Origin of the sequence: Cupriavidus sp. HPC(L) (assembly GCF_000307735.3) — a bacterium.
In the GTDB taxonomy this organism is placed as follows: Bacteria; Pseudomonadota; Gammaproteobacteria; order Burkholderiales; family Burkholderiaceae; genus Cupriavidus.
In genome coordinates, this window is the sequence record NZ_AMPR02000026.1 from 1 (window position 1) to 13627 (window position 13627).

The window sequence follows — 13627 nt, forward strand, 5'->3', positions numbered from 1 at the left end:
CGGCAACCGGTTCGTCGACCTGCACCGCCTCGGGCGCGGGCGCCGGTTCATCGATCTCGAGCTCGGTCTGTTCGGCAGACACCGCTGCATCCGCCGGCGCCGACGCGGCGTGGCCGTGGCGGCGACCGCGGCCTCTCCGGACATCCTGGCCGCCCTGTTCCTGGCCGACTGGATCCCGCTGCTCGGCGTGCCCACCGTGGCTGCGCGGCTCGGCTTGCCCGCCCTGGCCGCGCTGCTCCTCCTGCCCACCTTGGCTGCGCTGCTCGCCCTGCCCGCCTTGGCTGCGCGGCTCGCCCGCATGGCCCTGCCGCTCGCCACCGCGCTGTTCCGGACCACGCAGGTCACCACCGCGTTGTTCGCCACCACGCTGCTCGCCGCGGCGCTTGAGCCGGACCCAGATGGTCTTGTTGTTGCCGCCGTTGCGGGTCTCGACCTCGAACAGGCCGGTCGCGGCAACCAGCTCCGACAGCTTGCCGTAGCCGTAGTTGCGCGAATCGAATTCGGGCGCCTGCTTGGCGATGTGGGTGCCCATGCTACCCAGCGTGGTCCAGCCTTCCTCGTCCGAGACCGCCTGCGCGGCCGATTGCAGCAGCCGGACGAGGCGCGTGTCCTGCCGTAGCTCGCCGCCGCTGCGGCGGCGCGCAGGCGCAGCGGCCTCGTCCGCCTCGTCGGCACCGACGTCGCCGCGCAGCAAGTCCGAGTAGATGAACTTGTCGCAGGCGGTGACGAAGGGCTTGGGCGTCTTGCGCTCGCCGAAGCCGTAGACCGTCAGGCCCTGCTCGCGGATGCGCGAGGCCAGCCGCGTGAAATCGCTGTCGCTGGAGACGATGCAGAAGCCGTCGAAACGGCCGGTGTACAGCAGGTCCATCGCGTCGATGATCATCGCGCTGTCGGTGGCGTTCTTGCCGACCGTGTAGCGGAACTGCTGGATCGGCTGGATCGAATGCGACAGCAGGCATTCCTTCCAGCCCGACAGATTGGGCTTGGTCCAGTCGCCGTAGATGCGCTTGACGGCGGCCACGCCGTACTTGGCCACTTCGGCCAGCAGGCCTTCGACGATGCCCGGCCCGGCATTGTCGGCGTCGATCAGAACGGCCAGGGTCGCGGTGCCCTGGCGAGGATTTGGATTCATCGGTTTGTCCTGGGGGAGCGGTCGCTCCAGCAGTGGAAGGTTGCACCACCGCGGCGGGGGGGCATCCGGCGGACGCCGCCCGCTGCCGGGCTTGGATGCAGTGCAGTGTACACGCCGGGGCTTGTCCATTCGGGAAATCGCCGAGCCGGAAGGGGCTTGGGATGCTGCGCCGCAGGGTGCCGTGTCAACGTCGCCGGTGCTACCATGCCGGGCAGAGACACGGTCGCCAACGCCTTCACAAGAGGCCTGCCGCGGCTGCCCACCACTGAAGTGTGTCGGCGATCCCGACAACATGCCCGAAGAGGAGCACCCATGAATGCCCCCCTGACCGCCCCGGTCAGCGACGCCATCCGTCGCGCGCTCGCCAACGTTACCCTCGACGACAAATACACGCTCGAACGCGGCCGCATCTACATCAGCGGCACGCAGGCGCTGGTCCGTCTGCCGATGCTGCAGCAGGAACGCGATCGCGCCGCCGGCCTCAATACCGCCGGCTTCATCTCGGGCTATCGCGGCTCGCCGCTCGGTGCGCTGGACCAGGCGCTGTGGAAGGCCAAGTCGCACCTGGCCGGCCACAACATCGTGTTCCAGCCGGGCCTGAACGAGGACCTGGCCGCGACCGCGGTGTGGGGCTCGCAGCAGGTCAACATGTACCCGGGCGCGCAGTACGACGGCGTGTTCGGCATGTGGTACGGCAAGGGGCCGGGCGTGGACCGCACCGGCGACGTCTTCAAGCACGCGAACTCGGCCGGCTCGTCGAAGCACGGCGGCGTGCTGGTACTGGCCGGCGACGATCACTCGGCCAAGTCCTCGACGCTGGCGCACCAGTCCGAACACATCTTCAAGGCCTGCGGGCTGCCGGTGCTGTTCCCGGCCAACGTGCAGGAATATCTCGACTACGGGCTGCATGGCTGGGCCATGAGCCGCTATTCGGGGCTGTGGGTCGCGATGAAGTGCGTCACCGACGTGGTCGAATCGTCGGCCTCGGTCGAGCTCGACCCGCATCGCGTGCAGATCGCGCTGCCGCAGGACTTCGCGATGCCGCCGGGCGGCCTCAACATCCGCTGGCCCGATCCGCCGCTGGAACAGGAAGCGCGGCTGCTCGACTACAAGTGGTACGCGGCGCTGGCCTATGTGCGGGCCAACCGCATCGACCGCATCGAAATCGATTCGCCGCATGCGCGCTTCGGCATCATGACCGGCGGCAAGGCGTACCTCGACACGCGCCAGGCGCTGACCGACCTGGGCCTGGACAAGGAGACCTGCGAGCGCATCGGCATCCGGCTGTACAAGGTCGGCTGCGTCTGGCCGCTGGAAGCGCAGGGCGCGCGCGCGTTCGCGCAAGGGCTGCAGGAAATCCTGGTGGTCGAGGAAAAGCGCCAGATCATGGAGTACGCGCTGAAGGAAGAGCTGTACAACTGGCGCGACGACGTGCGGCCCAAGGTCTACGGCAAGTTCGACGAGAAGGACAATGCCGGCGGCGAGTGGTCGATCCCGCAGAGCAACTGGCTGCTGCCGGCGCATTACGAGCTGTCGCCGGCGATCATCGCCAAGGCGATCGCCACGCGCCTGGACAAGTTCGATCTGCCCAGCGACGTGCGCGCGCGCATCGCCGCCCGCATCGCGGTGATCGAGGCCAAGGAGCGCGCGCTGGCCACGCCGCGCGTCGCGGCCGAGCGCAAGCCGTGGTTCTGCTCGGGCTGCCCGCACAACACCTCGACCAACGTGCCCGAGGGCTCGCGCGCGCTGGCCGGCATTGGCTGCCACTACATGACGGTCTGGATGGACCGCAGCACCAGCACCTTCAGCCAGATGGGCGGCGAGGGCGTGGCCTGGATCGGCCAGGCGCCGTTCGCCGGCGACAAGCACGTGTTCGCCAACCTCGGCGACGGCACCTACTTCCATTCGGGCCTGCTGGCGATCCGCGCGTCGATCGCGGCCGGCGTCAATATCACCTACAAGATCCTGTACAACGACGCGGTCGCGATGACCGGCGGCCAGCCGGTCGACGGCCAGCTGTCGGTGCAGGACATCGCCTTCCAGGTGGCGGCCGAGGGGGCGAAGCGGATCGACATCGTCACCGACGAACCGGAGAAGTACAGCGCCGCGATCAAGCTGCCGCCGGGCGTGACGATCCACCATCGCAACGATCTGGACCGCGTCCAGCGCGAGCTGCGCGAGGTGCCGGGCTGCACCATCCTGATCTACGACCAGACCTGCGCGACCGAGAAGCGCCGCCGCCGCAAGCGCGGCAGCTTCCCCGACCCGGCCCGCCGCGTGTTCATCAACGACACCGTCTGCGAGGGCTGCGGCGACTGCTCGGTCAAGTCGAACTGCCTGTCGGTCGAGCCGCTGGAAACGGAGCTCGGCACCAAGCGCAAGATCAACCAGTCGTCCTGCAACAAGGACTTCTCCTGCCTGAACGGCTTCTGCCCGAGCTTCGTGACGGCCGAGGGCGCGCAGCTGCGCAAGCCCGAGGCGCACGGCGTGTCGATGGCCAACCTGCCGCCGCTGCCCCAGCCGGCGCTGCCCGCGCTGGAGAAGCCGTACGGCGTGCTGGTGACCGGCGTCGGCGGCACCGGTGTCGTGACGATCGGCGGCCTGCTCGGCATGGCCGCGCACCTGGAACAGAAGGGCGTCACGGTGCTTGACATGGCGGGCCTCGCGCAGAAGGGCGGCGCGGTGCTGTCGCACGTGCAGATCGCCGCGCGGCCCGAGGACATCCACGCCACCCGCATCGCGATGGGCGAGGCGGACCTGGTGATCGGCTGCGATGCGATCGTGTCGGCCACCGACGAGGTGCTATCGAAGGCCCAGGCCGGACGCACGCGCGCGATCGTCAATACCGCGCAAACCCCGACCGCCGAGTTCATCCGCAATCCGAAGTGGCAGTTCCCCGGTCTGTCTGCCGAGCAGGACGTGCGCAACGCGGTCGGCGAGCAATGCGACTTCGTCAATGCCAGCGCGCTGGCGGTGGCGCTGCTCGGCGACGCGATCTACACCAATCCGCTGGTGCTCGGCTATGCCTGGCAGAAGGGCTGGGTGCCGCTGTCGCTGGACGCGATGGTGCGCGCGATCGAACTGAACGGCGTGTCGGTCGACAAGAACAAGGCCGCGTTCGAATGGGGCCGGCACATGGCGCATGACCCCGAACATGTGCTGTCGCTGACCGGCGAACTGAAGCGCACCGCCGAGGGCGCCGACGTGGTCAAGCTGCCGACGTCGTCGGGCGCGCTGCTGGAGAAGCTGATCGCCCATCGTGCCGAGCACCTGACCGCCTACCAGGACGCCGCCTATGCGCAGACCTATCGCGACGCGGTCAACCGCGTGCGCGCGGCCGAGAGCGCGCTGGTGGGTGCAGGCAAGCCGCTGCCGCTGACCGAGGCGGTCGCGCGCAACCTGGCCAAGCTGATGGCGTACAAGGACGAGTACGAGGTCGCGCGGCTCTATACCGATCCGGTCTTCCTCGACAAGCTGCGCAACCAGTTCGAGGGCGAGCCGGGCCGCGACTACCAGCTGAACTTCTGGCTGGCGCCGCCGATGATCGCCAGGCACGACGACCAGGGCCGGCTGATCAAGCGCCGCTTCGGCCCGTCGACGATGACGATCTTCAAGCTGCTGGCCAGGCTCAAGGGCCTGCGCGGCGGTCCGCTGGACGTGTTCGGCAAGACCGAGGAGCGCCGCACCGAGCGCGCGCTGATCGGCGAATACCGGGCGCTGCTCGACGAGCTGGTGGCGGGGCTGAACGCCGCCAACCACGGCACCGCGGTCGCACTGGCCAGCCTGCCCGACGACATCCGCGGCTTCGGCCACGTCAAGGCCAACAACCTGAACGCGGCGCGCTCGCGCTGGCAGACGCTGCTGGCGCAGTTCAGGAATCCGGCGCAGGGACAGCAGGCGGCTTGAGTGCGCCTTCGCCCCCGCGGGCCGGCTCCCCTCTCCCACTTGTGGGAGACGGGGATGGGGGAGAGGGCCGGGCGGCAGCTTGACGATGCTGCCGGCCATGCCCCACCCGCCCTTGCCCTCTCCCCCGCCCCTCTCCCGCCGTGCGGGAGAGGGAGAAAACCGACGGGAGATGGCAGTCGCCGCCCTACTCCACCTGCGCCAGCTTGTCCTCGCCCTTCTTCACATACATCGAGTTCTTCGGCTGCGCGAACACGCGCCGCACCATCGGCTCGAAGAACGACAGCGGCAGCGTGTCGTAGTCGGTCATGAAGGCCGCCGCATCGTACTTCGCGCAGAACTCCGCGGTGCGCTCGAACAACTCGGGCTGGCCGCGGAATTGCTCGCGCAGGTTGCGGTCCAGGCCGAGGTGGTGGAAGAAGTAGTAGCCCTGGAACACGCCGTGCTTTTCCACCATCCACAGGTTCTCGGCGCTGACGAAGGGCTTGAGGATCGCCGCGGCGATGTCGGGATGGTTGTAGCTGCCCAGCGTGTCGCCGATGTCGTGCAGCAGCGCGCAGACCACGTATTCCTCGTCGCGGCCGTCGCGATGGGCCAGCGTGGCGGTCTGCAGGCAGTGGGTCAGCCGGTCGATCGGGAAGCCGCCGCAGTCGCCTTCCAGCAGCCGCAGATGGGCCAGCACGCGGTCGGGCAGCGCGGCGGCATAGGGCATGAACTCGGCCGAGATCGCGGCCCAGTCTTCGCGGGTGCCCTGCTCCATATGGCTGAATTGCGCGCGCGGCGCCTGGTGGGATTCGCTCATCGTGGTCTCCTGGTGGGGTCGGCGCTGCTGCGCTCTTGGGGATTCCGGCATTGTGACACCGCTTGATGCCGCTACACTGTCGGGATACCGACAATCGCCGCCACCAGCCCGAAGCCACCGGCTGGAGCCCAACCGCTGAAGCGACCCGCGGCACCTTCCACAGAATCGAGGAGAACACCATGCCATACCAGGGCAGCTGCCATTGCGGCCGCATCGCATTCGAGGTCGAAGGCGAGATTGACGCCGTGCTGTCGTGCAATTGTTCGATCTGCCAGCGCCGCGGCCATCTGCTGTGGTTCGTGCCGCGCGAGCGCCTGCACCTGAAGACGCCCGAGTCGGACTACTCGACCTATCGCTTCCACACGATGAAGATCGCCCACCATTTCTGCCCGGTGTGCGGCTGCGGCCCGTTCGGCGAAGCCATCGACCCGAAGGGCAACCCGACGGCGGCGGTCAATGCGCGCTGCCTCGAGGGAATCGACCTGGACAAGCTGAAGGTCATCCCGTTCGATGGGCGACGCCTGTAGTGTCGCCTGTAGTGTCGCCTGTACCGCCGACCTGTACCGCCGCCTGTAACGCCTCCGCCATGACGCCATGCTGACGATCCGGGGCATCGATCATCTGGTGCTGCGCAGCGCCGACGTGCCGGCGCTGCTGCGCTTCTACATCGACGTGCTGGGCTGCACGCTGGAGCGCGAGCAGCCGAAGCTGGGGCTGACGCAGTTGCGTGCCGGCGCCAGCCTGATCGACCTGGTCACGCTGGACGGTCCGCTCGGCAAGGCCGGTGGCGCGGGACCCGGCCCCGAGGGCCGCAACCTGGACCACTTCTGCCTGCGCGTCGAGCCCTTCGATGCGCAGGCCATCACTGCCCATCTGCGCGCGCACGGTGTCGAAGCGGGACCGGTCGAATCGCGCTACGGGGCCGAGGGCACGGGACCGTCGATCTATCTGCGCGACCCCGACGGCAATGTGGTCGAGCTGAAGGGACCGCCCGACACCACGGCATAGCGCGCGAAGGCGCAGAGGCGGGACTGCGCGATGCCGCCGCGCAACGCCCCGCGCACGCGGCGGCGGAGCGCCGCTACAATCGGGTTTCCCCCTAACATGCGCCGCCGGCATCGCATCGGCGGCCACGGCGCCGGCCTCCCCGGCGCATGCCATGACGACACCCGACCTCTCCTCCGGCCCGCGCCCGGACACCGCCGGCTCCGCCCCCGCTGCGGCGAGCGCCGCCGACCCCACGGAACCCACCGAACCACAGCCCCACCCCGCCCCCAGGTCGGAACCACCCCGACATCTGGCCTGGGTGCTCGGCCTGACCGAGACCATTTCGTGGGGCACGCTGTACTTCACCTTCACGGTCTTCATCGAACCGATGAGCCAATCGCTCGGCTACGGCAAGCCGTTCCTGGCGGGCGGCTATTCGCTGGGGCTGCTGGTATGGGCGCTGTGCTCGTTCGCGGTCGGCCGGCTGCTCGACCGCGCACCGGCCCGCTGGGTCATGGGTACCGGTTCGGTGCTGGCCGGACTGGGACTGCTGCTGTGGGCGTGGTCGCCGAACCCGACGCTATTCCTGCTGATGTGGGTGCCGCTCGGCCTGGCGATGGCCACCACGCTGTACGAGCCGGCCTTCGTCGTGCTGCGCCAGGCCTACGGCGACGGCTACCAGAAGTCGATCGTCATCGTCACGCTGGTGGCGGGCTTCGCCAGCACGATCTTCATTCCGCTGGCGCAATGGCTGGTGCTGCATATCGGCTGGCGCGGCACGCTGCTGATCTTCGCCGCGCTGAACCTGCTGGTCTGCGCGCCGCTGCATGCCAGGTTGCGCTTCAAGCCGCATCCGACCTATGCCAGCGTGCAGCCGATCGCGCCACTGGGCGCCGGCTCGCCCGGCATCGCCACGCTGGCGCTGCGCGATCCGGTGTTCTGGTCGGTGGTGCTGGCCTTCACCGCGCTGGCGGTGGTGGCTTCGCTGCTGGGCGCGCACCTGATCCCGATGCTCAACGAGAAGGGCCTGCCGGTCGGCGAGCAGTTGATGGTGGCGGCGCTGATCGGGCCGGCACAGGTGATCGGCCGGCTGGCGATGGCACGCATGCCATCGCGGCAGCCGGTGCGGATCGCGATGCCGGTCTATCTGGTGATGTGCCTGGGCCTGCTGACGCTGGCGCTGGGCCACGGCAGATGGCTGATGCTCGCCGCGGTGCTGTACGGCTGCGCCAACGGCATCAACACGATGCTGCGCGCGATGGCGATGCCCGAGTTGATCTCGCGGCACCACTATGCGACGCTGAACGGGCTGATGATGACGCCGGTGCTGCTGATGCAGGCGATCGCCCCGTGGCTGGGCGCGCTGATGTGGAGCGCGGCCGGCGGCTATTGGCTGATGCTGTGGGTGATGGTGTTGCTGGGGCTGGCGGCGCTAGGCGCGTTCGCCTATGCGCTGCGCCGGCGCGGCATGCTGGGGGCGCCGCCGGCTGCGGACTAGCCAGACCCCGTCGTACTCAAGCCGCGGCGGCCGCGGCGGCCGCGCCCATGCCGTCGAAGACAAAGGTGTCCATCGCCAGCACGCCATAGGTCACCGCGTCGGTCGCCCGCGCGACCTCGGCCGCCCTGGCTGGTGCAGTCGAGCCTGCCTTTCCGTCCGCTGGTCCGAGCGCGGCGCCCAGCGCGACGAAGAATGGCAGCAGATGCTCGTCGGTCGGATGAGCCCGGCGCGCATGCGGCGCCTCGCTGCGGTAGCGCGAGATGCGCGCGGTATCGCCGGTGCGCAGCGCTTCGTCCAGCGCCTGGACCATCCAGCCGCGAAACGCCTCGACATAGGGTTCGGCGTCGACGCCATGCTGGCTGGGCCGTTCCTCGCGAAACACTTCCCTCAGGTTATGCGTGAAGCTGCCGGAGCCGACCACCAGCACGCCCTCGTCCCGCAACGGCGCCAGCGCGCGGCCGATCTCGATCTGCACGGCCGGGTCCAGATAGGGGTTCAGCGCCAGCTGCACCACCGGCAGGTCGGCTTTCGGGAAGAAATACCGCATCGGCAGCCAGGCGCCGTGATCGAGCGGCCGCGCTTCGTCCAGCGCGACGAAGCCCGCGCCCGGGATGCCGGCGGCCTCGATCAGCGCCTTGACGCGCCCCGCCAGCGCGGGAGAACCGGGCGCGTCGTAGCGCAGCGCATAGAGCTCCGGCGGGAAGCCGCCGAAGTCATGCCATGCCTGCTGCCGCTCGGCGGTGGTCACGGCCAGCGTGCTGTAGATCCAGTGCGCCGAGATCACCAGCACCGCGCGCGGCTGCTCGGCGCGCAGCCGCTCGCCCAGCGCATCGAACGCCGGGCCGACCGGCCCGGGTTCGATCGCCAGCATCGGCGAACCGTGGGAGACATAGAGCGCGGGCAGCATGGGGAGTCCTTTGGCATCGTGTGTTCATGGAATACGAGCCAAGTTTGACAAATCCCCACCGCCCGGGCGTGAAGCGTTGCGGACGGGTCGGTCAAATATTTTGAAATTCAGCGTTGCGGCGTTGTCCCCTACCAGCGGGGGCGAAGTGGCACTAACATGGCGGCTTGCCTGCCGGGTCGCCAGCCCCGGCTGATCAAAGCCCGCGAGACAACCGAGACTACCGAGACGACGGAGAGACGATGACCACCATGCCCGCCACCACCAGACCGAAGCAGGCCGGACCGGCGCCCGTCACGCCGCTGCCCCGCTGCGGCTGGTGCGGCACGCTCGAGGACTATTGCCACTACCACGACAACGAGTGGGGGTATCCGGTCGACGACGACCGCCGGCTGTTCGAGAAGCTGTGCCTCGAGGGCTTCCAGGCGGGCCTGAGCTGGCTGACGATCCTGCGCAAGCGCGAGGCCTTCCGCAAGGCGTTCGCCAACTTCGACGTCGAGAAGGTGGCGCGCTTCGGCGAGCGCGACATCGAGCGGCTGCTCGGCGATGCCGGCATCGTGCGCCACCGCGGCAAGATCGAGGCGGCGATCAACAACGCCCAGCGCGCGCTCGAACTGCTCGAGACCGAATCGTCGCTGGCCGCCTATCTGTGGCGCTACGAGCCGGATCCGAAGAGCCGGCCGGCCGTGCTGACGCCCGAGGTACTGCGCACGATGACGACCTGCCCCGAGGCGACCGCGCTGTCCAGGGACCTGAAGAAACGTGGCTGGCGCTTCGTCGGCCCCACCACGATGTATGCGCTGATGCAGGCGATGGGGATGGTCAACGACCACCAGCAGGGTTGCTGGGCGCGCGAGGAAGCGCAGCGTAAGCGGGCGGCCTTCCAGGTGCCGCGTTAGCTGGCGGCCGCCGTGGCCGTATCCGGGGCTGCTGCGGCTACGCGCGTAACGTCGGTAACGTGCATCACCTGCATAACGTGCGTAAACGCACATCCAGCCTCCGCCCTGCGCAACGGTGCTCCATGGTCTTTAAAGATTGTTTACGTATACGTAGATAGTAGTAGTAGGTAAACGGCGCCCTCGGCAGTGGATAAGGGCGCCGCGCCCTTGTGGCACAAGCTCTGGCAGGCTGGACAACTCTCAGGGAAAACCCCGACGTATACGGGATAACCCGACACCCCCGCGGAAATGGGTTCGGGACGCGCCGGACTTGTCCGTCCGCCGTCCACAGGCGCCTCACAGTCTTCCCAGCGCTTGTCCCTCGTGCGGCGCACAGGACGGGCACAGGGTTGTCCCCGGAGTTATCCCCAAGGGGCGCCATTGCCAACCCTGCAGCATTCAGTGCGAACTCGGCCGCAACGCCCGCCGGCCCCGCTGCACCAGCATCACGCCGGCCAGCACGATGGCACCGGCGATCACGCCGCCAACCAGATTGATCAGCAGCGGTCCCAGCCAGGACAGGAAGGGCCCGACGCCAGGGATCGCGCCCAGCCATTGCGCGGCGCTCTCTTCCAGATGGTGCGCCCACGGCAGCCCGTGGACCAGGATGCCGCCCCCGACCAGGAACATCGCGACGGTACCGGCGACCGACAGCGTCTTCATCAGCATCGGCGCCAGCCGCAGCAGGCCGTCGCCGACGCGGCGCGCGAAGCCATTGCCGCGCTCGCTCAGATAGAGGCCGGCGTCGTCGAGCTTGACGATGCCGGCCACCAGCCCGTAGACGCCGACCGTCATCAGCAGGGCGATTGCGGTCAGCACCGCCAGCCGGGTGCCGAACGGCGCGTTGGCCACCGTGCCCAGCGAGATCACGATGATCTCGGCCGACAGGATGAAGTCGGTGCGGACCGCCCCCTTGATCTTTTCCTTTTCCAGCGCGACCAGGTCGACCGCGGGATTGGACGCCGCCTGCCGCAGCGCGGCGCGCTCGACCGCCTCCCTGGCGCGCTCGGTCGGCTCGGCGTGGCCGGGCAGGAAGCGATGGGCGAGCTTCTCGAAGCCCTCGTAGCAGAGGAAGGCGCCGCCGATCATCAGCAGTGGCGTGACCGCCCAGGGCGCGAAGGCGCTGATGGCCAGCGCCGCCGGCACCAGGATCACCTTGTTGCGCAGCGAACCGAGCGCCACCGCCCAGACCACCGGCAGCTCGCGCTCGGCCTTCAGGCCGGTCACCTGTTGCGCGTTCAGCGCGAGGTCATCGCCAAGCACGCCCGCGGTCTTGCGCGCGGCGACCTTGCTCATCGTGGCGACGTCGTCGAGGATCGTCGAAATATCGTCGAGCAGCGCGAGCAGGCTGGCACCGGCCATCTCAGCGGCCTCCCTGCGGCGGCTGGCCTGCAACGGTACGGCGATCGAAACTCGGCATGGTTCTGGCTCCTGTGAGGATGGACGATCGGCAAGGCGCGGCGGGCCGCGGGTGGCGCCGCCATCGCGCCATACTGCCATAGCCGGTTGCGCTTCCAGCATGGCCGGCATGTCGGATTTTGTCTGATTTTTTTACGTCACTCGGGCCGGTAGCATGGGGCGTCATGCGCAGGCACCGGGCGGCTTTTGCGCCGGGGCCCCCGCCTCCTTCCCATTCCACCCGGTCGCCCATGCCCCAAACCCTTGCGCGCAGCGATCTGCTGCGTACGCTCGTCATTCCGCTGCTGCTCGCCGCGCTGCTGTTCGCGGACCTGCTGACGCCGCTCGGCGTCGCCGAATGGATCTTCTATCTACTGCCGATCTGCCTGTGCGTGTTCGTCGACCGTCCGACGATGCCGCTGTGGACGGCTGCGGGCGCGACGCTGCTGATCGCCGCCGGCTATATCTTCTCGCCGGAAGGCGGCGATCCGACCATCGGCCTGATCAACCGTCTGTGCGGCGCCGTGGTGATGTGGTTCCTCGCCGCGGCAATCTATCGCTACGTCGCCAGCCAGGTGCAGATGCGGCGCTTCGTCTGGCTGCAGGAAGGCCAGGTCCGCGTGGTCCAGCAGACGCGCGGGCTCGATACCCCAGCAGAGGTCGGCACCGCGCTGCTGCGCGCGCTGGTGCCGCTGGCACAGGCCCAGGCCGGCGTGGTGTACGGACTCGAGAACGGCGGCCTGAAGCGGCTGGCGGGCTGGGCGGCGCCGGCCGACACGCCCGAGAGCCTGGCGCTCGGCGAGACGCTGGCCGGGCAGGCCGCCAGCGAGAACCGGCCGCTGCTGGCGCGCGGCCTGTCTTCGCACTATCTGCGCATCGCTTCGGCGCTGGGGCGCGACGTGCCGCAGGCGGTCGTGGCCGCGCCGCTGACCTCGGACGGCCATGTGGTCGGCGTGGTGGAGCTGGCGTTCGCCAGCGCGCAGCCGAAGCTGGACGATACCGTCGAACTGATCGGCCGCATTGCCGAGGCGGCCGGCGTGGCGCTGACCGCCTCGGCGTATCGCGCGCGGCTGGAGACGCTGCTGGCGCAGACCCAGCGCCAGGCCGAGGAACTGCAGGTCCAGCAGGAAGAACTGCGCGTCTCCAACGAGGAACTGGAAGAGCGCGGCCGTGCGCTGATGGAATCGCAGGCGCGGCTGGAGACGCAGCAGGCCGAGCTCGAGCAGAGCAACGTCCAGCTCGAGGAGCACACCCAGCTGCTGGAGGCACAGAAGCGCGACCTGCTGCAGTACCAGGCCGAGCTAGCCGCCGGCGCGCGGGCACTGGAGCGCGCCAACCAGTACAAGTCCGAGTTCCTGGCCAACATGTCGCACGAACTGCGCACGCCGCTGAACAGCGCGCTGATCCTGGCCAAGCTGCTGCAGGACAACAAGGAAGGCAACATGACGCCGGAGCAGGTGCGCTATGCCGCCACCATCCATTCGGCCAACACCGACCTGCTCAACCTGATCAACGACATCCTCGACCTGTCCAAGATCGAGGCCGGCCATCTGACCGTGCAGCCCGAACCGGTCGATATCGAGGCGGTGGTCGGCGGACTCGCGCAAGGCTTCGCGCCGATCGCCGCGCAGAAGTCGGTGCAGTTCCGCATCGAACGCGCGCCCGGCCTGCCGGCGACGCTGGTGACCGACAGCGTGCGGCTGCAGCAGATCCTGCGCAACCTGCTGTCCAACGCGTTCAAGTTCACCGAGCGCGGCGAGGTGGCGCTGTCGGTCATGCGCGATGGCGAGGACGGGGTGCGCTTCGCGGTGCGCGATACCGGCATCGGCATTGCGCGCGACAAGCAGGCCATCATCTTCGAGGCCTTCCAGCAGGCCGACGGCACCACCAGCCGACGCTATGGCGGCACCGGCCTCGGGCTGTCGATCTCGCGACAGCTCGCGCAACTGCTCAACGGCACGCTGACGGTCGACAGCGTGCCGGGCTCGGGCAGCACCTTCACGCTGACGTTGCCGCTTGAATTCGTCGGCCCCGCCGCGCCCGCGGCGGCGGTGTCGTCGGTGCC

Annotated in this window: 10 protein-coding genes; 6 read left to right on the forward strand and 4 right to left on the reverse strand. The window is 68.9% G+C overall.

Annotation, left to right across the window (positions count from 1 at the left end):
* On the reverse strand, positions 1–1132 hold a 1132-nt coding region (locus B551_RS02840; RefSeq protein WP_023263441.1), incomplete at its 3' end, for an NYN domain-containing protein.
* A 312-nt stretch (positions 1133–1444) separates the two neighbouring features.
* Between B551_RS02840 and B551_RS02845 the strand changes: the two genes are divergently transcribed.
* Positions 1445–5038, forward strand: coding sequence for an indolepyruvate ferredoxin oxidoreductase family protein (locus B551_RS02845; RefSeq protein WP_006580024.1), 3594 nt, complete (start codon positions 1445–1447; stop codon positions 5036–5038).
* Positions 5039–5222: 184 nt separating this feature from the next.
* Here B551_RS02845 and B551_RS02850 read toward each other — a convergent pair whose 3' ends face one another.
* Entirely contained in the window at positions 5223–5837 is a 615-nt protein-coding gene (locus B551_RS02850; RefSeq protein WP_023263442.1) for an HD domain-containing protein, read from the reverse strand.
* Positions 5838–6016: 179 nt separating this feature from the next.
* Between B551_RS02850 and B551_RS02855 the strand changes: the two genes are divergently transcribed.
* The 3 genes from B551_RS02855 (at position 6017) to B551_RS02865 (ending at position 8322) form a co-directional block, all read left to right on the forward strand.
* Positions 6017–6364, forward strand: a complete 348-nt coding sequence (locus B551_RS02855; protein ID WP_023263443.1) for a GFA family protein — start codon at positions 6017–6019, stop codon at positions 6362–6364.
* Positions 6365–6431: 67 nt separating this feature from the next.
* Positions 6432–6845 carry a VOC family protein gene (locus B551_RS02860; protein WP_006578343.1) on the forward strand — a complete coding sequence of 138 codons (414 nt, stop codon included), beginning with the start codon at positions 6432–6434 and terminating at the stop codon, positions 6843–6845.
* A 151-nt stretch (positions 6846–6996) separates the two neighbouring features.
* On the forward strand, positions 6997–8322 hold the full coding sequence (locus B551_RS02865) for an MFS transporter (protein ID WP_023263444.1): 1326 nt from the start codon (positions 6997–6999) through the stop codon (positions 8320–8322).
* Positions 8323–8338: 16 nt separating this feature from the next.
* Here the strand turns inward: B551_RS02865 and B551_RS02870 are convergent, their stop codons facing one another.
* Positions 8339–9229, reverse strand: coding sequence for a class III extradiol ring-cleavage dioxygenase (locus B551_RS02870; protein WP_006578342.1), 891 nt, complete (start codon positions 9227–9229; stop codon positions 8339–8341).
* Positions 9230–9477: 248 nt separating this feature from the next.
* Here B551_RS02870 and B551_RS02875 point away from each other — a divergent pair, with 248 nt between their 5' ends.
* On the forward strand, positions 9478–10125 hold the full coding sequence (locus B551_RS02875; protein WP_043437051.1) for a DNA-3-methyladenine glycosylase I: 648 nt from the start codon (positions 9478–9480) through the stop codon (positions 10123–10125).
* Positions 10126–10563: 438 nt separating this feature from the next.
* Here B551_RS02875 and B551_RS02880 read toward each other — a convergent pair whose 3' ends face one another.
* On the reverse strand, positions 10564–11526 hold the full coding sequence (locus B551_RS02880; RefSeq protein ID WP_023263445.1) for a DUF808 domain-containing protein: 963 nt from the start codon (positions 11524–11526) through the stop codon (positions 10564–10566).
* 287 nt (positions 11527–11813) lie between these two features.
* Between B551_RS02880 and B551_RS02885 the strand changes: the two genes are divergently transcribed.
* Positions 11814–13627: GAF domain-containing sensor histidine kinase (locus B551_RS02885; protein WP_023263446.1), on the forward strand; the 1814-nt coding region annotated here is incomplete at its 3' end.